The 21,217-nt window shown below is 64.0% G+C and carries 26 protein-coding genes and 2 tRNA genes; 16 read left to right on the top strand and 12 right to left on the bottom strand.

The window, feature by feature from the left end:
- Positions 1–12 precede the first annotated feature (12 nt).
- The 4 genes from RMO25_RS04960 (at position 13) to folE (ending at position 2,319) form a co-directional block, all read left to right on the top strand.
- A tRNA-Arg gene (locus tag RMO25_RS04960) sits at positions 13–89 on the top strand.
- Positions 90–120: 31 nt separating this feature from the next.
- Positions 121–411 (top strand): DUF6356 family protein, encoded by a 291-nt coding sequence (locus RMO25_RS04955; protein ID WP_309661492.1) that lies wholly within the window; start codon positions 121–123, stop codon positions 409–411.
- Positions 401–1,711, top strand: coding sequence for an FAD/NAD(P)-binding protein (locus RMO25_RS04950; protein ID WP_309661491.1), 1,311 nt, complete (start codon positions 401–403; stop codon positions 1,709–1,711). The genes RMO25_RS04955 and RMO25_RS04950 overlap by 11 nt, the downstream gene beginning before the upstream one ends.
- The gene (folE, locus tag RMO25_RS04945) at positions 1,708–2,319 is read left to right on the top strand and encodes a GTP cyclohydrolase I FolE (protein ID WP_309661490.1); all 612 of its coding nucleotides are present in this window, start codon (positions 1,708–1,710) and stop codon (positions 2,317–2,319) included. The genes RMO25_RS04950 and folE overlap by 4 nt, the downstream gene beginning before the upstream one ends.
- 9 nt (positions 2,320–2,328) lie before the next feature.
- Here the strand turns inward: folE and RMO25_RS04940 are convergent, their stop codons facing one another.
- The 4 genes from RMO25_RS04940 to RMO25_RS04925 form a co-directional block, all read right to left on the bottom strand.
- Positions 2,329–2,805 (bottom strand): DUF2127 domain-containing protein, encoded by a 477-nt coding sequence (locus RMO25_RS04940; protein ID WP_309661489.1) that lies wholly within the window; start codon positions 2,803–2,805, stop codon positions 2,329–2,331.
- A gap of 47 nt (positions 2,806–2,852) precedes the next feature.
- Positions 2,853–3,311 (bottom strand): cupin domain-containing protein, encoded by a 459-nt coding sequence (locus tag RMO25_RS04935; RefSeq protein ID WP_309661488.1) that lies wholly within the window; start codon positions 3,309–3,311, stop codon positions 2,853–2,855.
- A 73-nt stretch (positions 3,312–3,384) separates the two neighbouring features.
- Positions 3,385–3,711 carry a hypothetical protein gene (locus RMO25_RS04930; RefSeq protein ID WP_309661487.1) on the bottom strand — a complete coding sequence of 109 codons (327 nt, stop codon included), beginning with the start codon at positions 3,709–3,711 and terminating at the stop codon, positions 3,385–3,387.
- 258 nt (positions 3,712–3,969) lie between these two features.
- Positions 3,970–4,497 (bottom strand): SgcJ/EcaC family oxidoreductase, encoded by a 528-nt coding sequence (locus RMO25_RS04925; protein WP_309661486.1) that lies wholly within the window; start codon positions 4,495–4,497, stop codon positions 3,970–3,972.
- A 283-nt stretch (positions 4,498–4,780) separates the two neighbouring features.
- Here RMO25_RS04925 and RMO25_RS04920 point away from each other — a divergent pair, with 283 nt between their 5' ends.
- Positions 4,781–5,350 carry a D-Ala-D-Ala carboxypeptidase family metallohydrolase gene (locus RMO25_RS04920; protein WP_309661485.1) on the top strand — a complete coding sequence of 190 codons (570 nt, stop codon included), beginning with the start codon at positions 4,781–4,783 and terminating at the stop codon, positions 5,348–5,350.
- A 9-nt stretch (positions 5,351–5,359) separates the two neighbouring features.
- On the opposite strand, the gene RMO25_RS04915 is transcribed toward RMO25_RS04920, so the two are convergent.
- Complete coding sequence (locus RMO25_RS04915) at positions 5,360–5,665, bottom strand: antibiotic biosynthesis monooxygenase (RefSeq protein WP_309661484.1); 306 nt, start codon at positions 5,663–5,665, stop codon at positions 5,360–5,362.
- Positions 5,666–5,780: 115 nt separating this feature from the next.
- Between RMO25_RS04915 and RMO25_RS04910 the strand changes: the two genes are divergently transcribed.
- Both RMO25_RS04910 and RMO25_RS04905 read left to right on the top strand, forming a co-directional pair.
- A complete protein-coding gene (locus tag RMO25_RS04910; protein WP_309661483.1) occupies positions 5,781–6,218 on the top strand; it encodes a DUF2793 domain-containing protein in 438 nt (145 codons plus the stop codon).
- A gap of 156 nt (positions 6,219–6,374) precedes the next feature.
- Positions 6,375–7,229, top strand: a complete 855-nt coding sequence (locus RMO25_RS04905) for an outer membrane beta-barrel protein (RefSeq protein ID WP_309661482.1) — start codon at positions 6,375–6,377, stop codon at positions 7,227–7,229.
- A gap of 377 nt (positions 7,230–7,606) precedes the next feature.
- Here the strand turns inward: RMO25_RS04905 and RMO25_RS04900 are convergent, their stop codons facing one another.
- Positions 7,607–8,911 carry a L,D-transpeptidase family protein gene (locus RMO25_RS04900; RefSeq protein WP_309661481.1) on the bottom strand — a complete coding sequence of 435 codons (1,305 nt, stop codon included), beginning with the start codon at positions 8,909–8,911 and terminating at the stop codon, positions 7,607–7,609.
- 243 nt (positions 8,912–9,154) lie between these two features.
- On the opposite strand from RMO25_RS04900, the gene RMO25_RS04895 reads away from it, so the two are divergent.
- The 4 genes from RMO25_RS04895 to RMO25_RS04880 all read left to right on the top strand — a co-directional run bounded on the left by RMO25_RS04895 (position 9,155) and on the right by RMO25_RS04880 (position 12,253).
- Positions 9,155–9,934: an SDR family oxidoreductase gene (locus RMO25_RS04895; protein WP_309661480.1), complete on the top strand. Its 780-nt coding sequence runs from the start codon at positions 9,155–9,157 to the stop codon at positions 9,932–9,934.
- A gap of 11 nt (positions 9,935–9,945) precedes the next feature.
- Positions 9,946–10,770: a 3'(2'),5'-bisphosphate nucleotidase CysQ gene (cysQ, locus tag RMO25_RS04890; protein WP_309661479.1), complete on the top strand. Its 825-nt coding sequence runs from the start codon at positions 9,946–9,948 to the stop codon at positions 10,768–10,770.
- Positions 10,771–11,189: 419 nt separating this feature from the next.
- Positions 11,190–12,116 carry a hypothetical protein gene (locus RMO25_RS04885; RefSeq protein ID WP_309661478.1) on the top strand — a complete coding sequence of 309 codons (927 nt, stop codon included), beginning with the start codon at positions 11,190–11,192 and terminating at the stop codon, positions 12,114–12,116.
- A gap of 61 nt (positions 12,117–12,177) precedes the next feature.
- Positions 12,178–12,253 (top strand) — tRNA-Val (locus tag RMO25_RS04880).
- A 34-nt stretch (positions 12,254–12,287) separates the two neighbouring features.
- On the opposite strand, the gene RMO25_RS04875 is transcribed toward RMO25_RS04880, so the two are convergent.
- Positions 12,288–12,851 carry a helix-turn-helix transcriptional regulator gene (locus RMO25_RS04875; protein WP_309661477.1) on the bottom strand — a complete coding sequence of 188 codons (564 nt, stop codon included), beginning with the start codon at positions 12,849–12,851 and terminating at the stop codon, positions 12,288–12,290.
- A gap of 164 nt (positions 12,852–13,015) precedes the next feature.
- Here RMO25_RS04875 and RMO25_RS04870 point away from each other — a divergent pair, with 164 nt between their 5' ends.
- Positions 13,016–13,465: a DUF6456 domain-containing protein gene (locus RMO25_RS04870; protein WP_309661535.1), complete on the top strand. Its 450-nt coding sequence runs from the start codon at positions 13,016–13,018 to the stop codon at positions 13,463–13,465.
- Between the two features lie 37 nt (positions 13,466–13,502).
- Positions 13,503–14,153, top strand: coding sequence for a glutathione S-transferase family protein (locus RMO25_RS04865; RefSeq protein ID WP_309661476.1), 651 nt, complete (start codon positions 13,503–13,505; stop codon positions 14,151–14,153).
- 54 nt (positions 14,154–14,207) lie between these two features.
- Here RMO25_RS04865 and rplI read toward each other — a convergent pair whose 3' ends face one another.
- From rplI to rpsF, 3 genes are read right to left on the bottom strand one after another with little or no spacing between them, the layout of a single operon-like run.
- Positions 14,208–14,900, bottom strand: coding sequence for a 50S ribosomal protein L9 (gene rplI / locus RMO25_RS04860; RefSeq protein WP_309661475.1), 693 nt, complete (start codon positions 14,898–14,900; stop codon positions 14,208–14,210).
- Positions 14,901–14,912: 12 nt separating this feature from the next.
- A complete protein-coding gene (rpsR, locus tag RMO25_RS04855) occupies positions 14,913–15,137 on the bottom strand; it encodes a 30S ribosomal protein S18 (RefSeq protein WP_309661474.1) in 225 nt (74 codons plus the stop codon).
- Positions 15,138–15,140: 3 nt separating this feature from the next.
- Positions 15,141–15,599, bottom strand: coding sequence for a 30S ribosomal protein S6 (gene rpsF / locus RMO25_RS04850; protein WP_309661534.1), 459 nt, complete (start codon positions 15,597–15,599; stop codon positions 15,141–15,143).
- 151 nt (positions 15,600–15,750) lie between these two features.
- Between rpsF and RMO25_RS04845 the strand changes: the two genes are divergently transcribed.
- A complete protein-coding gene (locus RMO25_RS04845; protein ID WP_309661473.1) occupies positions 15,751–16,920 on the top strand; it encodes an aromatic ring-hydroxylating dioxygenase subunit alpha in 1,170 nt (389 codons plus the stop codon).
- Here RMO25_RS04845 and RMO25_RS04840 read toward each other — a convergent pair.
- The gene (locus tag RMO25_RS04840; protein WP_309661472.1) at positions 16,874–18,196 is read right to left on the bottom strand and encodes an amino acid permease; all 1,323 of its coding nucleotides are present in this window, start codon (positions 18,194–18,196) and stop codon (positions 16,874–16,876) included. The genes RMO25_RS04845 and RMO25_RS04840 overlap by 47 nt on opposite strands.
- An 82-nt stretch (positions 18,197–18,278) precedes the next feature.
- Between RMO25_RS04840 and fabD the strand changes: the two genes are divergently transcribed.
- On the top strand, positions 18,279–19,217 hold the full coding sequence (gene fabD, locus RMO25_RS04835; RefSeq protein ID WP_309661471.1) for an ACP S-malonyltransferase: 939 nt from the start codon (positions 18,279–18,281) through the stop codon (positions 19,215–19,217).
- Positions 19,217–19,957: a 3-oxoacyl-[acyl-carrier-protein] reductase gene (gene fabG / locus RMO25_RS04830; protein ID WP_309661533.1), complete on the top strand. Its 741-nt coding sequence runs from the start codon at positions 19,217–19,219 to the stop codon at positions 19,955–19,957. The genes fabD and fabG overlap by 1 nt, the downstream gene beginning before the upstream one ends.
- Here the strand turns inward: fabG and RMO25_RS04825 are convergent.
- A complete protein-coding gene (locus RMO25_RS04825; RefSeq protein ID WP_309661470.1) occupies positions 19,911–21,185 on the bottom strand; it encodes a glycosyltransferase family 87 protein in 1,275 nt (424 codons plus the stop codon). The genes fabG and RMO25_RS04825 overlap by 47 nt on opposite strands.
- Positions 21,186–21,217: the final 32 nt, after the last annotated feature.

Genomic DNA, 21,217 nt, shown 5'->3' with positions numbered 1-21,217 from the left:
TCGCCGGAGTATGGCTCCGTAGCTCAGCAGGATAGAGCAACGGTTTCCTAAACCGCAGGTCGCAGGTTCGAGTCCTGCCGGGGCCACCAAATTGGTTCGAAAGAGGGGCTAGCACGTGCCATGGCATTAGGACAGCGAAAAACCGGTTCCGACACAAGCTCAAACTTGGTCGGTCGGCTCTTCAATGATCATCCGCGCTCACTCGGAATGTCGTGGGCATCGCACGGCGCCGGAGCCGCGGTTATCGGGGCCCGGCTGGTCAGTGCTGGAATCGCCTGCCTGATCCATTCGGTCGTGCCCGCCTGGTTCACCCAGACCGCCGGCCGCACAGTCACCGACATCTATGACGACATCGCCAGCCGCAAAGCCGGGGCCGCCAATCCCAACGCATGGCCGGACTATGAAATCTGACCGGCGCGTACCGGTTGCGATTATCGGCGGCGGATTTTCGGGGACGATGCTGGCGGCCCAACTCGCCCGCCGCGGCATTGCTTCGCTGTTAATCGAAGGCGGCGGACGAGTGGGTCTCGGCACGGCCTATTCAACCGCGGAACCGGCGCATGTTTTGAATGTGCGGGCTGAAGGGATGAGCGCGTGGCCCGACGACCCGAGTAATTTCGCGCATAAATTTGGCGACCCACGAGGCTTCGCGGAGCGGAGATTCTTCGGCCGCTATCTGCGCGAAATCCTCGATAACGTGGTGGCGTCCGGTCTCGGCGAGGTGGTATCGAGCACGGCGGTTGCCGCGACACCGGGTGCAGACGGATGGTGGGTAGAGTTGGACGACGGCGGCATGGTCGCGGCGCAAGCGGTGGTACTGGCGACCGGCAACCAGTCGCCGGAGCCGTTGGGCATCGCTTCGGGACTGGGCGCGCGTTTCATCAACAACCCGTGGAACGACGAAGCCAAGGCCGCGGTTCGCGACGCCGCGACGAGCGGCGGCGATGTCCTGCTGGTCGGCACCGGGCTGACGATGATCGACGCGGTGCTGTCGCTCAATGCCGCGGAGCACCAGGGCAGGATTGTCGCATTGTCGCGGCGCGGGCAGATCCCCAAGGCACATGCGGATTTCGTCGCTTCTCCCGTGGAAGAAAGCGATGTTCCGAAAGGCGACGTATTGGCATTGTGGCGCTGGCTCAGGCGGCGAAGCGGCGAACTTGGCTGGCGCGCCGCGATCGATTCTCTGCGGCCGCACAGCCAAAAGCTCTGGCAAAGCCTGGACGATCGGCAGCAGCGGCGCTTCCTGCGCCATGCGCGACCGTGGTGGGATGTGCACCGCCACCGGATCGCGCCCGAGGTTGCGCGCCAGGTCCATGATCGGGTTGCGGCGGGCAGCCTGGAGATCGTCGCCGGCCGTATTGGCGCCATCCGGGATGTCGATGGCGGGCTCGAGGTCGAAATCCGGCGACGCCGCGGATCGGCGGAAACCAGGCGATTTGCCTATGCCATCAACTGCACCGGGCCGCTGGGGGCCATCGAGCGGACCTGCGATCCGATGTTGCGGTCTTTGCTCGATGGCCAACTGGTGCGACCTGACCCGCTCGGTATCGGCCTCGATGTCGACCAGCGATCGCGGGCGATTGGCGCCGAGCGGATGTGGGCGTTGGGGCCGCTGACCAAAGGCCGCTATTGGGAAATCGTCGCGGTACCCGACATAAGGGAGCAGGCGGCCGCGGTCGCCGAGGGCATCGCGAGGGAGTTGGAAATATGACCGCTGAACCTGAAGATGGCGATTTGGTTGAATCCCCGCCCAAAGTCGGCGTTCCCAGCGACGTCACCGAAGCGGTGCGAACATTGATCCGCTGGGCCGGTGACGATCCCGATCGCGAAGGCCTGCTCGATACGCCCAAACGCGTCGCGCGAGCCTGGCGCGAATATGCCAGCGGCTATGCCGAAGACCCGGCAATCCACCTCGCGCGAACATTTGAGGAGGTCGGCGGCTATGACGAGATCGTGCTGTTGAAGGATATCCCGTTCCAGTCCCACTGCGAGCACCATATGGCGCCGATCATCGGCAAGGCGTCGATCGCTTATTTGCCGCGCGATAAAGTTGTTGGAATCAGCAAGTTAGCCCGTGTCCTCCACGGCTACGCCCGGCGCCTGCAAGTGCAGGAACGGCTGACCGCGCAAGTCGCCGACTGCATCTGCGAGCATTTGAAGCCCAAGGGCGTCGCCGTCGTCATCGAGGCCAGCCACAGCTGCATGAGCGCGCGCGGCGTCAACACGCCCGGGGTGATGATGACCACCAGTCGCATGATGGGCACGTTTCGGAGCGACGAGAGAAGCCGGCGCGAGGTACTGGCGCTGATGGGCTACTGATCGTCCCCCTCACTTCACCGGCAGATGGTGCCGGATCAGGCGGTATTCGTGCCAGATGAGGGCGATGACGAAGAGGTCGAAGATGGTCAGCGCGATCAGGCCGAGGCCGTGGGTGTAAGAAAAACGGTAGAGCTGGTAGGCGATGAACAGGGTCATCACGCCAAGCGAAGCGGGATAGGCCCAGAGGCGGTTCATCAGCAGGCCGACGACCAGCGCCAGCTTCACGACGCCGTGGCTCAATAGATAGAAAGCGTAGAAATGCTGGGTCTGGACCGAAAAGGTCTGGGCCCAGGCGAGCATATGGCTGGCGATGAAGTCGCCGCGGTCGTGGAGGAGCTCGTCCTGGGTCAGCCGGTCGACCCAGGCGCGGATGGTGGCGGCGCTGGTCACCGCCAGCGCGATGCCGCCCAGGCATTCGATCATCGCGTGGGCACCCTTTAAGAGGATGCTCAGCTGGAAGATCTCGTGGATGCGTTTTTCCTGCATCGCGATCCGGTTAGCGGCGGCGAAACCCGTCCGGTCAACCTGCAGAGCTACCTGCGACGGGGATCGTCGGCGGGATTGACGTAGGTGATCGCGAACGGTCCCTGGCTGGTGACCTGAATCACGGCCCCGGAGCGGGTCGACGCGTAATGGGCCATGCGCGCGGGCGCATTGGCGAACCCGCCAGCGACCAGGCTCGCCATCCGCCGCGGCCGGACTCGCGGCCCCATGCCAAGCGACAGCTGGCCGGAAATGACCGTCACATGCTCATCGGCCGGATGGGTGTGCGGCGGCACCGCATAGCCGGCCGGGAAACGCAGGCGGATGGTGAACATGCCCGACCGCTCGGGGTTGCCGGCAAGCACCGAGGCCTGCGCGCCGCGCGGCAGCCCCGCCGGCGCCGGACCCCATTTGAGGTTGCCGGGATTGACCTGCGACTGGACGCTTGAAGTCAATAAAGGGGTGCCGAGAAGCGCTATGGCTGCAGTGATCAGGAACGCATTTTTCATCGTCATCTTCCCCAAGTTGTGACCCCACCCGACTCCGCCCTTAGCACCGGCGGGGTTGGCGAAGAATAGGGTTCTAGCGGCGGCGATACTTGGGCTTGGGCGGCGGGCGAAGCTCCGCGTTGCGAACGCAATTGTGGAAGCCGACCCAGTCGACGCGGGTGCCGTTGCGGCCGGCGTTGCGATTGCACAGCTGGATCTTCCACGGCGGCGGCGGGTATTTGGCGACAAATTTGAGCGCGTCGCGCATCGCGCCTTTTTGGCGGTCGATGCAGCGATCGTCCCAGCGGCAGACGAAGCCAATGTTGAGGACGGCGGGGTTCTTGAGCGGCGGCAGTTGCGCGGCGGCAACAGCCGCCGACGGGCTGAGGATCAGAGCCAACACCGCAAACTTGTATTTCATCGCGCCATCCCGATTCATCCTTGCGGACACAGTTACCAACGCAGCAACCAGGCTTGTTGATGCACCGCTTATCGTCGCGACGAGTCTAGGATGGGTGAATCACCTTCCGCAATGGTCGGAAAACCGGCCGTTCGAATTTGGCACGCGGAAGGTGGCCTTGGCCCGAAGGCGGCTCGCGAGGGCCCGGCGCGATATGCACCGAACCTCCGCGAGCCGCGCTTCGATCGATCGGGTTGGCGGCCGGCGACCGTCAGAGGCTCAGGCTGGAGGTGCGGCCGCGGCTGCCGGCGGGGCGCCGGGGGTGGCGATGTCGGCGACCGCCTTCCACGATCCGTCGGCCTGCTTGCGGAACACGGTGACGTAGGTGCCGGCGACCTTCTCGACCGCCTTGGTTTGCGGGTTGGTGGAGCTCACATTGAAGGTGCCGCTGGTGTAGGCGAGGTCGGCGGATGCGGCGACATCGGTCTTGTCGTTGACGAAGGCCAAGGAGAAGGCCGGATCGGCGAGATCCTGAGTGTAGGCTTTGGTGATCTCCTCGGTGCCCTTGACGGTGCGGCCAGGGAGGGCGAGCACCGCATCCGACGCATATTGCGATATGAGCTTCGCGGCATCCTTTGTCGCGAACGCCGCGAGCATCTCGGCTTCGACAGCCTTGACTGCAGCGGCGGCGGTGGCGGCGGCGGTGGCCGTGGCCGCGGTGCCGTCAGCCTGGCTGGCCGGCTTGTTGCAAGCCGCCAAGGGAAGCGACGACAGTAAGAATGTCGCCAGGAATAGAGTCTTGGTCATGGTTTTCGCCCCTGTTGAAGAAACTGATCGCTTACTCGTCAGCCGGGTCTGCAAAAGGATGGCGTGCAGGCCCCTAATGGCGCTTGAAAGCGGGCTGACGATGCGGCTTACCATGGGCGCAACGGCCTGTGGAGTCGGTCGCTGGGGCGGGCTCCAGGGCGGGCGATGGTGCGGATTGGGACACCGGCCGGCCAGCAATTGTCCGGCCTGCGCAACCGGTGTAATGCGAGTCGGAGTCCCGGGGGGTCCCATGTTGAAATCGTTGGTGAGTTTGGCGCTGTTGATGAGTGCGACCGAAGCCTGGGCGGCGTCGAGCACAACCGATTTCGGCATCCGCACGGTCGGAGTTCGCACGGTCGGGGTCCGCACCAATTCCGGGCAAATCACCACCGTCGTCACCAATTCGGCGTCCAAGGCGCTGCTGGCGTCGAATAATCCGACGCCCGCGCGGTTGAACAATCCATTGTTCACCAATCCGTCGTTGCCGTTGGGGTCGAGGGTCAATTTGCGCGCCGTGGCCAGCCTTGGCGCCCAATGGGGAAGAGTGACCAGCATGATCCGCTCGGTCGCCCACAATCACGCTGTCGGCGGGGTCCGCAACAGCTGGCATTTGAGCGGACGGGCGGTCGACATCGCGCGCCGGCCGGGCGTTACCCATGCGCAGATCGCCGCCGCCTTTCGCAACGCCGGATATCATCTGATGGAATCGCTCGACGAGGGCGATCACAGCCATTTCGCCTTTGGTGGTTCGGGCGGCCATTACGTACCGCTGGCCCCGACGGTGCGCAGCGCCAGTACCACGCCGTCGACGCAGTGGAAAATCGTCACCGCCGCCAACGCCGCGTTCCGCTAGAAGCTGAATTCACGAACGATTGTCGAACGCGCCGATAAAGACTTCACCAGCTGTCAGCGTCTCCATTGTGATATCGAGGCGGCGATAGGCGTCCCCGAAAACATCCTGGAAGCGCTCGAATGCGCCCAATGACTCCCACCGGTCGAGGGTTAAATAAGGCCCGCCGGATTTAATCGGTGTGAGCAAGGTCGTGCCGACAAACCCTTCGGCCTGGTCGAACAGCTTTGCCCAGACGCTGCCGCCGGAATAGGCCGCCACGAAATCACTTTCGCGCCCAGGGGCGGGCTGGAATTGCCAGACGCGGACATGAGTCATGTGGCACAATCTCCCAGAATTAAATAACCAAACCGGTAAATAATGCTTGACATCGTCACGCTCATTGGGTACATGACAGGAATAGTGACAAGTTGCCGGCCAAGCCCAGAAGGAATTGTTCCACAACGAAGCGTTACAGGTCATGGACGTGCTGGTGGCGGGCGCCGTCGAAGGACTTCCGCTCGCGGCGCCGCCCGCCAGCCCGACAATCGGCAATTGCTATATCATTGCTGGCAGCCCGACCGGCCTTTGGGTCGGTCACGCGCAACAGCTTGCGGCCTTTACCAGCGGCGGTTGGCGCTTCGTCGCGCCGCGCGACGGCATGAGTTTCTATGTCGCCAGCAACGGGAAAATCGCGGTGTATCATGGCGGCGCGTGGGAGATTGGAACGCTCAATGGGTCGCAACTGGCGGTCGACGGCCTGAAAGTGGTGGGATCGCGAGCCCTGGCAATCGTGGCCCCCGCGGGCGGAACCACAATCGATTCGGAAGCCCGAACAGCGATCGGATTAGTCCTTGCTACCATGCGCCAGCACGGACTTATTGAAATGTAATAAATTGCATGTGTTTCAATGACTTGAATACCAATCTGAGGCCATGTGAGGCTTTTGTGCAACAATTTGAGAGAACAGCCACCTTGCGCGGAAACAAGCGCTCTCATAATGTGTTCCGGCAGTTCAATTTCAGAACGCACGTGAAAGGGGACAATTATGCGCAAGCTGGCCATCGTAATGGCGCTCGCATCGACAGGGCTGACTACACCGGCGCTCGCTCTCGACCATTCGGGCTACGTCGGCATCGAAGGCGGTCCGATGATCGTCGAGGATACCGCACTCATCTATCGGGATGCGAATCTCACGCTCCCGAATGGTTTGATTATGAACCATAAGAAGGGTTGGGACGTCGATGCCATCGGCGGTTACGACTTTGGATGGATTCGCGCTGAAGCAGAGCTCGGTTACAAGCGTGCAAGCCTGCAGCCCACCAAAATCGATGCAGTCTTGGCGCTGCCCGCTTCCGCTCTGTTCTACCCGACGGACGGGCGAGTCTCCGTTCTTTCGGCGATGGCCAACATACTGCTCGATTTCGGCGACGATAATGGCTGGAACGGCTATATCGGCGGTGGTGCCGGTTACGCTAAGGTCAAGTATAGCGCTTCGATAGCTGCGCCGCTCAGTTCCTTTAGCTTCAGCGATTCTGACAATTCGTTTGCCTGGCAGGCCATTGCCGGCGTTCGTTATGCGGTCACGCCTAACATCGATCTAGGCCTGAAGTATCGCTTCTTCAACGCGAGCAATCTGACCTTCAACGAAAGTGGTGGACAGCGCGTTCCGTTCGATTTGAGCGGTCGCCTGCGCACGCACAGCTTGCTGCTGAGCCTGATCTACAACTTTGCTCCGCCGCCGCCACCGCCACCGCCGCCGCCGCCACCCCCGCCGCCGCCGCCTCCGCCGCCTCCTGCGACGCAGACCTGTGCCGACGGTTCGGTGATTTTGGCGACCGACGCCTGTCCGGTGCCGCCGCCGCCGCCGCCGCCGCCGCCGCCTGAGCCCGAGCGCGGGTAACAAGGGGAACCATCCCGCAAAGTGGTACTTCGCGGGGGGTCCTGAGGCGAGGCGTCAGCTCGGCTGACGGTCTTGAAAAGAATGCCGGCTCGGAGGTTCGCCTCCGGGCCGGTTTTCTTTGTGCTGAGAATTTGGCCGGTGGAGCTGGGCCTGGGGCCTCCGCCCCGTTGGCTAGGCTAAGCTTGCGCTATCAATGTGCGGGCGACTTGCAACGACGCGCCCGCCGCGAACCCATCGCCGCATTTCCATCCCAGCGGGACAGCAGGGCGCTTCTACCCGGCGCGTTTACAAGATCGTCGAAATTACCCGTCGATGACGCTATTTGCCGCCAGCAGCGAGCCGTTGCCACGCACTCGCGGTCAATGGTGGCTTCCGCGTTAGTTTGACGCGAATTGCGGCGCGGCGCGGTCCCAACCGTAAATGTCGGGCCGATAGGCGAGCTTGCCGTCTTTCACCTGCGCCGTGATGTAGGTCAGGTAGACCTGCGTGCCTTGCGCCAGCTGGACACGCGTCTCCGCTTCTTTTCCCGGCCATGTTGGCTCAGAACCGAGCAGCCAGCGTCCGAGCCGCTTGGCATCTTCGACGCGTACACAGCCGTTGCTGAGGTTACGGTTGGCCAGTGCGAACTTCGCATGGTCCGGCGTGTCGTGGAGATAGATGTCCTGAGGGTTCGGGAACGGGAATTTCAAAATTCCCATCGAGTTCAGAGGACCAGGCCGCTGTCTCACCCGAAGGTGGACCGTCCCGGCTGCGGCACCCTTCCAGTCGACTGTGGCCGGATCGATGACCTTTGAATTCTCGCTCCATTCGTCGATCACCTCGTAGCCGTGCGACTTCAGATAGGATTGGCCGAGGTGCACCGCATTGGGCGCGATTGTCTTGCGCACCAAATGGTCAGGTGCATGCCAATAGGGATTGTAAGTGATGTAATACATGACGCTGGCGATGAGCGGCGTCGGCAGCTCATTGGTGCCGGTAATGACCTTCATCGAATCGATCGGCTGCCCGTTCTGGTAAAGCGTCAGCATCGACGATCCGGCATCGACCAACAGAAACCGGCCGCTGGCGGGCAATGAGCGCACCCGATCAAGGTTTGCAAGCAGCCGCGGATCGGGTGTGAGATTGCCGCTCGCTTGAGCCTGCGCCCACGCGGTATCGCGCAACTGAGCGTAAATTGGATTCACGTTTGCAACCGACGTTATGTATTGCGTCAGCGAAGGCGCCGCCGCCGCGGTCAACAGGATCTGATCGGCCCGGCCACCCCGGGGCTTCAGCACGTCGTAGGCATAGATCATACCCGTGGTCGGCCGCTTGACCGCCAGCGCATATTCGACCCAGGCGGTCGACAGCACTCGCTCGGCCGACGCGATGTCAGTCGCGTTACCGCTCTGCGCCTGCGCCGCCACCGCTTCGACCTGGGCGGCAAGTTGTGGCCCCGTCGCAAGGCCATCGAATGGCGCCCGTTTCAAGATATTCACCAGCTGCGGAACGGCGGCATTGGGCATGCTGCCGCGGAACCACATCGGGGTCGACCATCGACCGTAGAAAGCGTTGACTGCGCTGGCGGAAGGCAAGGGCGCCTGAAACGCCGTGCTTGGAATAGTTTGCTGCGCCGAAGCGGCAGCGCCGACGTCGAGTAATAGGGCCGCGCCAGCGAGCCAACGAATTGAGTACGAGTTCATGCCTGTCCCCTAGCCTTGGCTTTATGAACGATAGCCATATGGCCGCTTTATCGAATCTGCCACGGACCGATTGGAATGTCAGCGGTTTCTATCTCGATTCTCGACGATTAGATGGTCTTGGCCGACGGAGCGTGTTTCCCTTGCATCACCTTGCCGGTTGGCGACCCACTTGGTGATCGGACAAATCCATCGCATAGGCCCGCACCAGCGCTGGCCGGGCCAGCATCAAGCGAAGGCACGAGCATGGACATCCAAGGAATTTCGGCGGTCGTTACCGGTGGCGCGTCGGGGCTGGGCGAAGCGACGGCGCGCGAACTCGCGCGGCGCGGGGCCAAGGTCGCAGTGTTCGACCGCGACGCCGACAAGGGCGAAAAAATTGCCAAAGAGATCGGCGGCATCTTCTGCGAAGTTGACGTGACCAGCGACGAGAAAGTCGCGGCGGCTTTCGCCAAGGCGCGCGCGGCCCACGGCCAGGAACGCGTGCTGGTCAATTGCGCCGGCGTCGCCAACGCCGCCAAGACGGTCGGCCGCGACAAGCTGACGGGGGAGATCAAATTTTATCCAATGCAACAGTTCGAGCTGGCAATCGCGATCAACCTGGTCGGGACTTTTCGCTGCATCGCGCATTCCGCGGCGGGGATGGTCGGGCTCGAACCGCTGGCGGACAATGAGCGCGGCTGCATCATCAATACCGCCTCGGTCGCCGCGCAGGACGGGCAGATCGGCCAGGTCGCTTATTCGGCGTCGAAGGGCGGGGTGCTGGCAATGGCGCTGCCGATCGCGCGCGACCTGATGAACGACGGGGTGCGGGTCAACACCATCCTGCCGGGCGTATTCAAGACGCCAATGGTGGCGATGATGCCCGAAAATGTGCAGGACGCGCTGGGGGCCCAGGTGCCGTTTCCCAAGCGGCTCGGCCGGCCAGAGGAATATGCCAAATTGGCATGCTTCGTGGTCGAAACACCGTATTTGAACGCGGAAGCCATCCGGCTCGACGGCGGCATCCGCATGGCGCCCCGTTAGGCACGAGCATTTTGGAAGAGCTGAAGCTTCTCGACTCCATCGCGATCGCGGCGCGCGAAGCCGGCGAGGCGATCCTGCAGATCGTCGCGCGTGGGTTCGAGGTCGAGAGCAAGCGGGACGCGTCGCCGGTCACGGAGGCCGACCGCGCGGCCGAGCTAATCATCCTCGCGGCGTTGGCCCGCGCTGCCCCCGGCGTCCCGGTGATCGCGGAAGAAGAGGTTGCCGCCGGGCGCATACCTGCCCATGACCAACTGTATTTCCTGGTCGATCCGCTCGACGGCACCAAGGAATTCATCCGCGGCGGTGACGACTACACCGTGAACATCGGGTTGATCAGCGACGGAATGCCGCGCCTGGGTGTCGTGTTCGCCCCCGCGCGGGGAGTGCTTCACGGCGGATTGGTGGGTCATGGGGCATGGATGGAAGACGACGGTGGTCGGCGGTCGATTGCAACGCGCAGGCCCGGACCGGAGTTAACTGCAGTGGCTTCCAAATCGCACTTCAACCAAGCGACGGCCGATTATCTGGCGAAGACGGCCAGCGGCTGCGGCTACGTCGCGGTCGGCTCTTCGTTGAAGTTTTGTATTGTCGCCGAAGGAAAAGCCGACATCTACCCGCGGCTGTCACCAACCAGCGAATGGGATACCGGCGCCGGCCATGCCGTTCTGATTGCCGCCGGCGGGCGTGTCGACGGGCCCGATGGATCGTCGCTTCGTTATGGCAAGAAAGCCTTTCTCAACCGTGGTTTCGTCGCGACCGGCGGTTGGCAGGCGCCGGCAATCTGGCCTTGGCTGGAAGAATTCGCCGGCGGGGGTGACATTCCGCAAGGCATCTAGAATTTGGGCCGGCCCCGCCACGGGAAGAGACTGGTCCAACTTGGATCAATCTTCGTCGGCTGGGAGCTCCAGCCACCCCGGCGCAGGTTCTCGACTTCAATTCGGACCAATTCCAGGCGGCCGTGGAGAGTTTTCGCTTCGGGACAATCGGCTGTTGATGTGCTCAAGCACCGAGCCACCCGTTGCGCCTCGGCAATGGCGTCGGCCAACTCAGCCAACCACCGCCCTCGCTCGGCCGTTGGCCGGTCACCCAATCGCTCCACGCATACTCTCCCGTCCAGGTGAATGGGTATAGTCGCCGGTTCATTGCTACTCAGTTGCGAAGCATCCAATATGGATACCGAAATCGTCTGACTCTACTCCACAATGCGCGCTATCAACCAAAGTTGCTCGGTCCCGACTTTCGAAGGGACTAATCAATGACCGATTATTTGGCCGGCGCGGCGAGTTCGCAGAGCGGTTTCGATCGCCCTCCGATCCTGATTGCCGGGGACAGCGATGCCGCGCTCCAGCGCGCCGCCCGAACCGTCGAAGCCTGCGGGTTGAGGATCGCCGATTCCGTTGACATCGAGGCGGCGCTGGAACGGATTGACCGGCAGGCGGCGGCGTCGGCCTTGTGGATCGAACTGGACGACGATCGCGGGGCGCCGATGGACCGGCTGCTCGATCATGTAAATCGGGATGTCGCGCACGGGCGATACCCGGCAATCGTCGCAGCTCCGTCTAAGCTGATAGACGCGATTGAGGCGCGGCTTGGTGACGGCGGGATCGCGTTGGTTGTCGACGGTGACGAGGCCGATCGCACGGCGGCGCTCGCGGTTGCGTTGAGCACTGCCGGCCGTCCCGATCGCCTGTCGGATGTCGCATCGGACCAGAATGCGACCCGGCTGCGCCAGCTAAGTGACGAAGTCAGCCGAATTGCGTCGACCCTGGCGAGATTGTCGACCGGCCCGGCCTCTTCGCCACGGCTGACCGAAATGCCGCCTGTATCGGGCGACCTGCCACAGGTTTCCGCGGAAACGGTGCGAAACGTCATTCAAGCGCGGCGGTTGCGCGCCCGCTACTTTGACGAAAATATGTTCGCCGACCCTGCCTGGGACATGCTGCTCGACTTGCTCCAGGCTGAACTTACTCAGCTCCGCGTGCCGGTATCGAGCCTGTGCATCGCTGCGTCGGTACCCGCCACAACGGCACTACGCTGGCTCAAGACGATGACCCAGCAGGGAATTTTTGAGCGCCGCGCCGATCCGCATGATGGCCGGCGGGTTTTCGTCGAACTCGCCCCGCAGGCGAGCCAGGCCCTGCGTCGCTATTTCGCCGACATCGGCCAGCCTGCGGTGGTGTGATCGCCCGCGGCTGACTTGCCCAAGCGCCCGGCCCGTGGCACCGCAAACGCGATCCTCGCACGGGCGCTTAGCTCAGTTGGTAGAGCATCTCGTTTACACCGAGAGGGTCGGCGGTTCGAGCCCGTCAGCGCCCACCAAAGTTCAGCGCGGGGAGCGTCTGAACCAAATTCCCTAGAGGCTCCGGACTAGCCGAACCGCGACCGCCAGCCATGGCGGATCGGCGACGACGCTCTGGCGGCCGCCGGCCCCGGGCGGCAGCATGTGGAGTTTGCCATCTTCGCGACCGATCAGGCGGCCGAACAGGAATCGGCCCGCCGGTCGCGGGATCAGCACGTCGCGATTGAGCGCCTGGGTGAAGTCCTCGGGCTGCAACACGTCGCACCAGACTTCGTCGCCGGCGCGATAGTCGCCGAGACTGGCCGAGACGGTCACTGCGACCTGGCCCGCGCTCGCCCGCGGCGGAACGACCAGTGCGGTTCGTTTTGGCGCCGACGCGCCGCCGGCTCCAAGAATTGCGACAACGCCGAGATCCGCCCGATCGCCATGATCGACGAGGTCTGAGGCTTCGACCTTAAGCGCGGCAGCGATGCGGTTGAGCCAGCCGACCGATACGGTGCGGGTCCCGGTTTCGAGGCGGCCGATGGTCTGCGGCGTGGTCGGCGGAACGCAGGCGCGGGCAACATCGTCGAGGGTCATCGCCCGTGCGCGGCGCACTTCACGAATCCGCGTGATCATCAGTCTGCCTCCAGATTATCCTAACCAAACTGGTTTTTTCACTGTCCTACAGTTTCGCCGCTGTGGCAAGACCTCAGTGGTCCATTGGTCCGGCGAGAGGAAATTTAATGAGCAAAATTAGACAGGCGCGGTTGTTGCAGGAGCGCGCCATCGGTGGGCTCGGCATGCCGGCGTCGGCGACCGGCCCGGCGATCCGGCGCTCGGCGCGGTCGGTGACGGTCAACCTCGCGGAATCGCCGCTTGGCTGGCTGCTGTCGCGCGGCCTGGTCAGCCGGCTCCAGTTTGATGCCGGGGAGCGGCTGCGGATGGACTGGGAACGGTCTCAGCTTGCCCCCCGCGTGACGATGTCCTGGGATGCGGCGCCGATCGCCCGCGGGTGTGGCGGAGCGTCACCGGGACCAGAACCTTCGTCCGGCCAGCTCGATGCCCGTCGGCGGTTTCACGCCGCGGTCGCCAGCGTCGGGCCGGGGCTGTCCGACATCTTGTGGCGCGTGGTTTGCGCGGGCGAGGGCATGCGTGAGGCCGAAACGGCGCTCGGCTGGCCGGCGCGGGCCGGCAAGCTGGTGCTAACCTTGGCCCTCGACCGGCTCGCGGGATATTATCGGATGGGCTAAGGCGAGGCCTTGTCGGCCCTACCGGAGGCATTTGATCATGATTCTCTACGGTTCATCGCTCTCGCCGTTCGTTCGCAAAGTGCTAGCTTTCGCGGCCGAAAAGGGCATCGACCTTAAAGTCGTGCCGGTCGGGCCGGGCGATCCCAATCCGGACTTTCGGGCAGCGAGTCCGTTCGGCAAGATGCCGGCATTCTCCGACGGTGATTTTCACCTCGCCGATTCGAGTGCGATCGTCCATTATCTCGAGGCCAAGCACCCCGAGCCGGCGCTGATCCCCGCCGAACCTAAACTGCGCGGGCGCACCATTTGGTTCGACGAGTTCGGCGATACAATCATTGCTGCTTGCGGGGCCAAGATGTTCTTCAACCGGGTGGTTGCGCCGCGTTTCCTCAATCGACCGGGCGACGAAGCCGCTGCCGCGACCGCCGAGCGCGAGGAACTGCCGCCGATCCTCGATTATCTTGAGACGGTGGTGCCGGACGGCGATGGCTATCTGGTTGGCGACCGCCTGACCTTGGCCGATATCGCGGTGGCCAGCCCGTTCGCCAATCTGGGGCATCTCAATTGCGAAATCGACCGCGCGCGGCACGGACGCACCCGCGCTTATGTCGAACGGATCCTGGCGCGGCCCAGTTTTGCACCATGGATCGAGCGGGAAACCGCGTTCCTGGCGCGCGAACCGGCGTAACAAAAACGCCGCGCCCCCGGGGGAGCGCGGCGTATTAGCAATCGCGAGACGGACTTAGGCTTGCTCGCCGTCATCCGTGGCGGGCGGTTCGTCCGATGCTTCGGCGGCGGGGGCTTCCGCAGTGGCTTCACCCTCAGGAGCGTCCGCGGTTTCCGCAACCGCCTCATCGGCGGTCTCGGCAACGGCGTCTTCCGCGGCATCCGCGTCAACGGCGGGATTGAGCTCTTCCGGCGCGGGTGCGGCGTCGCGCTCGAACATTTGCGCCATCACGTCGATGCCCTGGGCCTGCAAATCGGCTTCCTCGGGCGAGCGGGCGACATTGACCTTGATCGTCACCGCGACTTCGGGGTGCAGCGCGACTCTGACGTCGTGCATGCCGATCGCCTTGATCGGGCGGTCGAGCACGATCTGGCTCTTGGTCACATGCGCGCCATCGGCTTCGAGCGCATCGACGATGTCGCGGGCGCTGACCGAGCCGTACAGATGGCCGACGTTGGACGCCTGGCGGATCAGCTGGACGGTTTTGCCTTCGACGCCCTTTGACGCCTTTTCGGCCTCGGCGCGCTTGTCGGCATTGTCGGCTTCGATCTTGTGGCGGTTGACTTCGAACAGCTTGCGGTTGGTTTCGTTGGCTCGCAGCGCCTTCTTGTTAGGCAGCAGATAATTGCGCGCGAAACCGTTCTTGACGGTGACGACGTCACCGATCGCGCCCAGTTTCTCGACCCGCTCGAGCAGGATGATTTCCATGTGCCCGGCTCCTTATTTCACGAGGTAGGGGAGCAAGCCGAGGTGGCGTGAGCGCTTGATCGCCTTGGCCAGCTCGCGCTGCTTTTTGGTGGACACCGCGGTAATCCGCGACGGGACGATCTTGCCGCGCTCGGATATGAACCCCTGGAGCAAGCGGACGTCCTTATAATCGATCGTTGGCGCGTCCTTGCCCGAGAAGGGGCAGCTCTTGCGGCGGCGGAAAAATGCACGGGCCATCGGTTAAACTCCCATCTCTTCGTCGCGAGGACGATAGCTCGGGCGGTCGCCGCGGTCGGGGCGGTCGCCACGGTCGCGATCGCCGCCGCGGGGCCCGCGGTCGCCGCGGTCGCCACCACGGCCGTCACGGTCGCTGCGCTCGGACCGCCGCATCATCGCCGACGGGCCTGTCTCGTGCTCGTCGACGCGGATGGTGAGGAAGCGGATGACGTCCTCGTTGATGTTGGTCTGGCGCTCGAGCTCGGCGACCGCGGCCGGGGGCGCGTCGACGTCGAGCATGACATAATGCGCCTTGCGGTTCTTGGCGATGCGATAGGCGAGGCTGCGCAGGCCCCAGGTTTCGGTCTTGACGACCGTGCCGCCATTGTCGGTCAAAATCTTGGTGGCGTTTTCCGCTAGCGCATCGACCTGGGCCTGGGCGAGGTCCTGACGTGCGAGGAAAACATGCTCGTATAGAGCCATGTTCATTGTCTCTTCGTTGGCCGATTGCTGACGCCGCACCGTGCGGACGCCCCTCCGGCTGTCGTCTCAAAAGCAACGGGGCGGCGGCAAGGCCGACACCCCGATGCGCCGCCCATTGCCGCAGCCACGCCAAAATGGCAAGTCTTGAGGGATGGCGACGCATTTGAAATCCGTGGCTTGCAAGCCCGAACCGCTCGACGGGATGAGCTTGCCGGGGTGGCTGTATCACGACGCGGAGTTCTTCGCGGCGGAGAGACGGGCGTTCCTGCGGGCGGCGCCGCAGGTCGTGTGCCACCAGAGCGACATCCCCCAGGCGGGCGACTGGCAGGCCCTCGACTATCTCGGCGAGAGCGTAATCGTCATGCGCGGGGACGATGGCGAGGCGCGGGCGTTCGCCAACGTCTGCCGGCATCGCGGATCGCGGTTGGTCGACGGCACTGGCGGCTGCGCCAAGGTGCTGACCTGCCCTTATCATGCGTGGAGCTATGCTCGTGACGGGCGGCTGGTCGGGGTCCCCCATCGCAACGAATATCCGGGGCTCGAGACCGATAAATTGGGCTTGGTGCCGGTTGCGCTGGAGCCATGGCACGGGTTCCTGTTCGCGACGCTCGAGCCGGGCGCGCCGAGCGTGGCCGAGATGATGGCGCCGTATGAGGATGAGGTGGCGCCGTATCGCTTCGAGGATTTGCGCGCGATCGGACGGGTGACCAATCGGCCGCGCAGTCTCAACTGGAAGACCATTGCCGATAATTATTCGGATGGACTGCACATCCCGATCGGCCATCCGGGGCTGTCAAGATTATTCGGGCGAAACTACAAAATTGAAGCGCGCGAGCATGTCGACCGCATGGAGGGCGAGCTGGTCGACAAACCGTCGAGTAATCCGTCCGAGCGCGCCTATCAGCATTATTTGCCCGAGGCGACGCACCTGCCGCCGTCGCACCGCCGCAAGTGGGTCTATTACAAGCTGTTCCCCAACGTCGCGTTCGACATCTACCCCGACCAGGTCGACTTCATGCAGTTCTTGCCGGTCAGCGCGACCGAGACGGTGATCCGCGAGATCAGTTACGCGCTGCCCGATGAGCGGCGCGAGATGCGGGCGACCCGGTACCTCAACTGGCGGATCAACCGGCGGGTCAATGCCGAGGACACCGAGCTGATCAGCCGGGTGCAGGCGGGTATGCAATCGCCGAGCTACATCGCCGGACCGCTGGGAACGAGCGAAGTGTGCCTGCGAAGCTTCGCGCAGAAGCTGCGGCGGCTGATTCCGGAAGCTAGACTTGAGCGGTCGCCGCCGCCGGGGTGGCACCGCGCGAACTGAGCCGGTGCATGATGAGGTAATTGGCGAGGCCGAGCGCCAGCAGGGCCAGGCACCAGGCGTCGGCCTCGGCGCCCGATCCGTAAAAAGCGAAGGCGATGAACAGCAAGGCCAGCCAGAGGATCATCCGGGTGCCCACCGACCCACCCTTGCGAAGAGCCGCTAGCGTTCCTGCCAAATACACCACCAGGATTCCCGACGTCGACAGCAAGATAATGAAAGTAAATAGTCCAGCGGTCGTCCGGCTGCTGTTTGACAATACCAGCAGGATTGCCAGTGCCGAACCGGCGATTTGCGAGGCGACCGGCGTGTTGGCGCCCTGAGTCCGGGCAAGGACCGCGGGAAGCTGGCGCCGCAGGGCCATCGCATAGCCGAGTTCACCGGTAGCCAGGATCAGGCAGTTCAACGTCCCGAACGCGCTGACCGCGATTGCGAAGGCCGCGAGGATAACGATCGACTCGCCGCCATAAGCCGCGAAGACGTCGGCGTAAGGGGCTGGTGACGCGGCGACCTCGCCGGCCGGAAGCAGGAAGGTCACCCCGCTGCTCGACAGGAGGTAGATTGATCCGACCAGCACCGTCCCTCCGAGCAAGGCTCGGGGCAAGGTGCGTTCAGGATCGCGGACCTTGCCCACCGGTGTGGTCGCATTTTCGAACCCGAGCATTGCAAACAGGGTCAGCGTGGTGGCGGTGGCGATGTTGGTGATGGTCAAAGGGGCAGGAGCAAGCGGCTCGAACGGAGCGCCTGAAATTCCGCGCAGTCCAAGGAGCACCGTGACTCCGACCAACGGAATGAGCTTGATCGCGATCGTCGCCATGTTGAGCCCGCCCGATACCCGCACGCCCATGGCGTTGACGGCGGTCAAAAACGCGATCGACCCAATTGCCAGGATAACGACGGTTTCGTTGCCGAACATCGGGCTGATCCGCGACGTCGCCGCGCCGAACGCGATCGCTAGCGCGGCGTTCCCGGTCCAATTGGAAAACCAGAACGCCCAGGTACTGAGGTAGGCAATTAAAGGACTGAACGCCTGCTCGACGTAGGACTGGATCCCGCCGCCGCCAGCCCGCGACAGCCGCGCAAAAGCAAAGGCGATCGACAGCGCCCCGGCGATGCTCAGCAGCCAGCCGATTAGCGCATTCGCGCCGAGTGGCGCGAGCGACACCGGAAGCATGAAGATGCCCGACCCGATCATCGCGCCGACCACCAATGCCGTGGTTAGCCACGGGCCCATCATCTGCGATCGTTCGACCTGGGTGCCATCGACTTGTTTGGTCACACATGCCCCCTCAGGCTTGGCATCCCGCCGTTCACCGCTTAGTCCGCCCGCGGCCAGAAAGAACAGATCGGCGGGAAACACAATGCGGGCATTCCTTTTTCCGGGGCAGGGTAGCCAGGCGGTTGGCATGGGGGTCGCGCTGGCCGATGCCAGCCGCGCCGCGCGCGACATATTCGAGCAGGTCGACGAAGCGCTCGGCCAGAATCTGTTCAGGCTGATGCGCGACGGGCCCGACGACGCGTTGCGGCTGACCGAGAATGCGCAGCCGGCGATCATGGCCAACTCGCTGGCGGTGTTCGCGGCGCTGACCCGTGAAGGCAATGTCGATCTGGCCAAGGCAGCGCAATTCGTCGCGGGGCATAGTCTCGGTGAATATTCGGCGCTGTGCGCGGCGGGTTCGTTCGACCTGGCGACGACCGCCAAGCTGCTCAAGCTGCGCGGCCAGGCGATGCAGGCGGCGGTGCCGGTCGGCGTCGGCGCGATGGCGGCGCTGCTCGGCGCGGACGTCGAGCTCGCGCAAAAGATCGCCGACGCGGCGGCACAGGGCGAAGTGTGCACCGTCGCCAACGACAATGACCCCGGTCAGGTCGTGCTGTCTGGGCACAGGGGCGCGATCGACCGCGCGATCGAGATGGCCAAGGAGATGGGCGCCAAGCGCGCCGTGCCGCTGCCGGTGTCGGCGCCGTTCCATTGCCCGTTGATGCAGCCCGCCGCCGAGGCGATGCAGGACGCGCTGAGCTATGTGGTGGTCGAGAAACCGGCGGTGCCGATTTACGCCAATGTCACCGCCGCGCCCGAGACCGACCCGGACAAGATCCGTGGCCTATTGGTCGACCAGGTAACTGGCATGGTCCGCTGGCGCGAAAGCGTCGCGGCGATGGCCGACGCTGGCATCGACGAATTCATCGAATTGGGCGGCAAAGTGCTCGGGCCCATGGTCAAGCGCACCGCGCCGGACGTGAAGGTGTTGAGTGTGGTCACGATGGCGGACATTGAAGCTCTGGCGAAGGAGATCGCATGATGTTCGACCTCACGGGAATGACCGCGCTGGTGACGGGGGCGAGTGGCGGGCTCGGGTCGGCGATCGCGCAGGCCCTGGCGGGGCAAGGCGCGCGGCTGGCGGTGTCGGGGAGCAATGTCGACAAGCTCGAGAAATTCCGCTCGTCGCTGGGCGGTGACCATGTCGCGCTGCCCTGCAATTTGTCGGACGGCGCGGCGGTCGATGCGCTGGTGCCGCAAGCCGTGGAGGCGTTGGGGGGCAAGCTTGACATCCTGGTCAACAATGCCGGCATCACCCGCGACAACCTCGCGATGCGAATGAAGGATGAGGAATGGGACGAGGTTTTGCGCGTCAATCTCGAGGCCGCGTTCCGGCTGATGCGCGCGGCGGCGCGGCCGATGATGAAGGCGCGCTTCGGACGGATCATCTCGGTGACCTCCGTGGTCGCAGTGACGGGCAACCCGGGCCAGGCGAATTATGTCGCGGCGAAGGCGGGTCTGATCGGACTGTCGAAGGCGTTGGGGCAAGAACTCGCGACGCGCGGGATTACCGTCAATTGCCTCGCGCCCGGCTTCATGACGTCGGCGATGACCGATGCCTTGAACGACCAGCAACGCGACAGCATCCTGTCACGAATTCCGATGGGCGCCATGGGCAGCGGTGACGATATCGGCGCCGCGGCGGTCTATCTGGCGTCGCGGGAGGCAGGCTATGTTACCGGCCAGACGCTGCACGTGAATGGCGGGATGGCGATGATCTGACCATTGTGCGGCGGATGGCGATGGCGGCGACGATGATCGCCGACGCAAGGCCGAGCGGCACATGCGTGAATTGGGCAACCGACCGCGCGAATAGTGGCGCGATCCACACCACTGCCATCAAGCTTTTGTCCCATGGCAAGACGCTGTGCCGTTGGCCGTCGATCCACAGAAATGCGAGTGCCGGCAGCAGCACGACATAGTCGTAGTCTAGCGCATAGGGAGTGGCGATCAGTACGGCGGCGCAGACCAGCGCGCTGCGTAGCTCCGGGCGCTTTCGGGTCCATGAAATCCACACCACCGCTGCAATTGCCGCGAGTGTCGCGGCCAATTGTACCGCATAAGCGATCGCAATGCCGCCGCCCCACATGCGGATCGCGGCGAACGGGCTCATAATCTTTTGCCAGCCGGTGGCGCCCTGCTCGATGACGACGTGCCGTGTCAGCGGGAGGCTGTCGAGGAACGCCTGCCACACCGGCCAGCCCCAGATCGCGAGAGTGAGTCCAACTAGCAGTCCGGCCGACAGAATCGCGCCGGCGATCGCGCGCCAGTTGCGAGTGGCGAGCAGCAGCGGCGGCAAGATCAACGCGAACTGGGGCTTGTAGATCAGGCAGCCGAACAAGAGGCCGGCGAAGACCGGTTTGCGGTCGAGCAGCATGAGGCCGCCGCCGAGCAGCAAGGCGGTCAGGAACCCGTTGTGGCCATGCGTCAGGCAAATCATGGTGACCGGGGCGGCGAGGGCCAGCAGCACGGTTTCGCGCCGCGGTACCAGCCGGGTTATCAACCAAGTGAACGGTGCGAGGGTCGCTAACTGCCATAGGATCAGGGCGGGGATGTAGGGCAGGGACGCGAGAACGGCGGCGACGAGCAGGAACGGCGGCGGATAATGCCAGCCGTAAAAATCGACATCGGCCTTGTGGTGGAGCGCCCGCTGGACCGCGTAATGGTCTTTCCACACCCACGCGTCGGCGGCGCGGCCGTCGAGCGCCAAATGGCCCGCCGCCCAGACGTTGGAGAAATCGGTCCCGAGCGGCCGCCCGAGCGCGTCCAACGTGCCGTGCGAGAAGGCCGCGAGCCAGGCGAGAATTGCGAGCGTGCCGAGGCCGCAGATAGTGGCGATCCGCACCACTCGCTCACGCGTCAGCCATTCCCCACTCGCCAATGCCTGCATCGCCACCCCCTCGGCGCTTGAATAGATCAAGAATTCGTCGGCGCGAAGCCGCGTCCGCACGCCTTGTCGTCGGCGTAATGCCCCCTATATCG

This window comes from Sphingomonas sp., assembly GCF_031361285.1.
GTDB lineage: Bacteria > Pseudomonadota > Alphaproteobacteria > Sphingomonadales > Sphingomonadaceae > Sphingomicrobium.
Note: the sequence above shows the minus strand (reverse complement) of the source record. Positions and strands in the feature narration are given on the sequence as shown.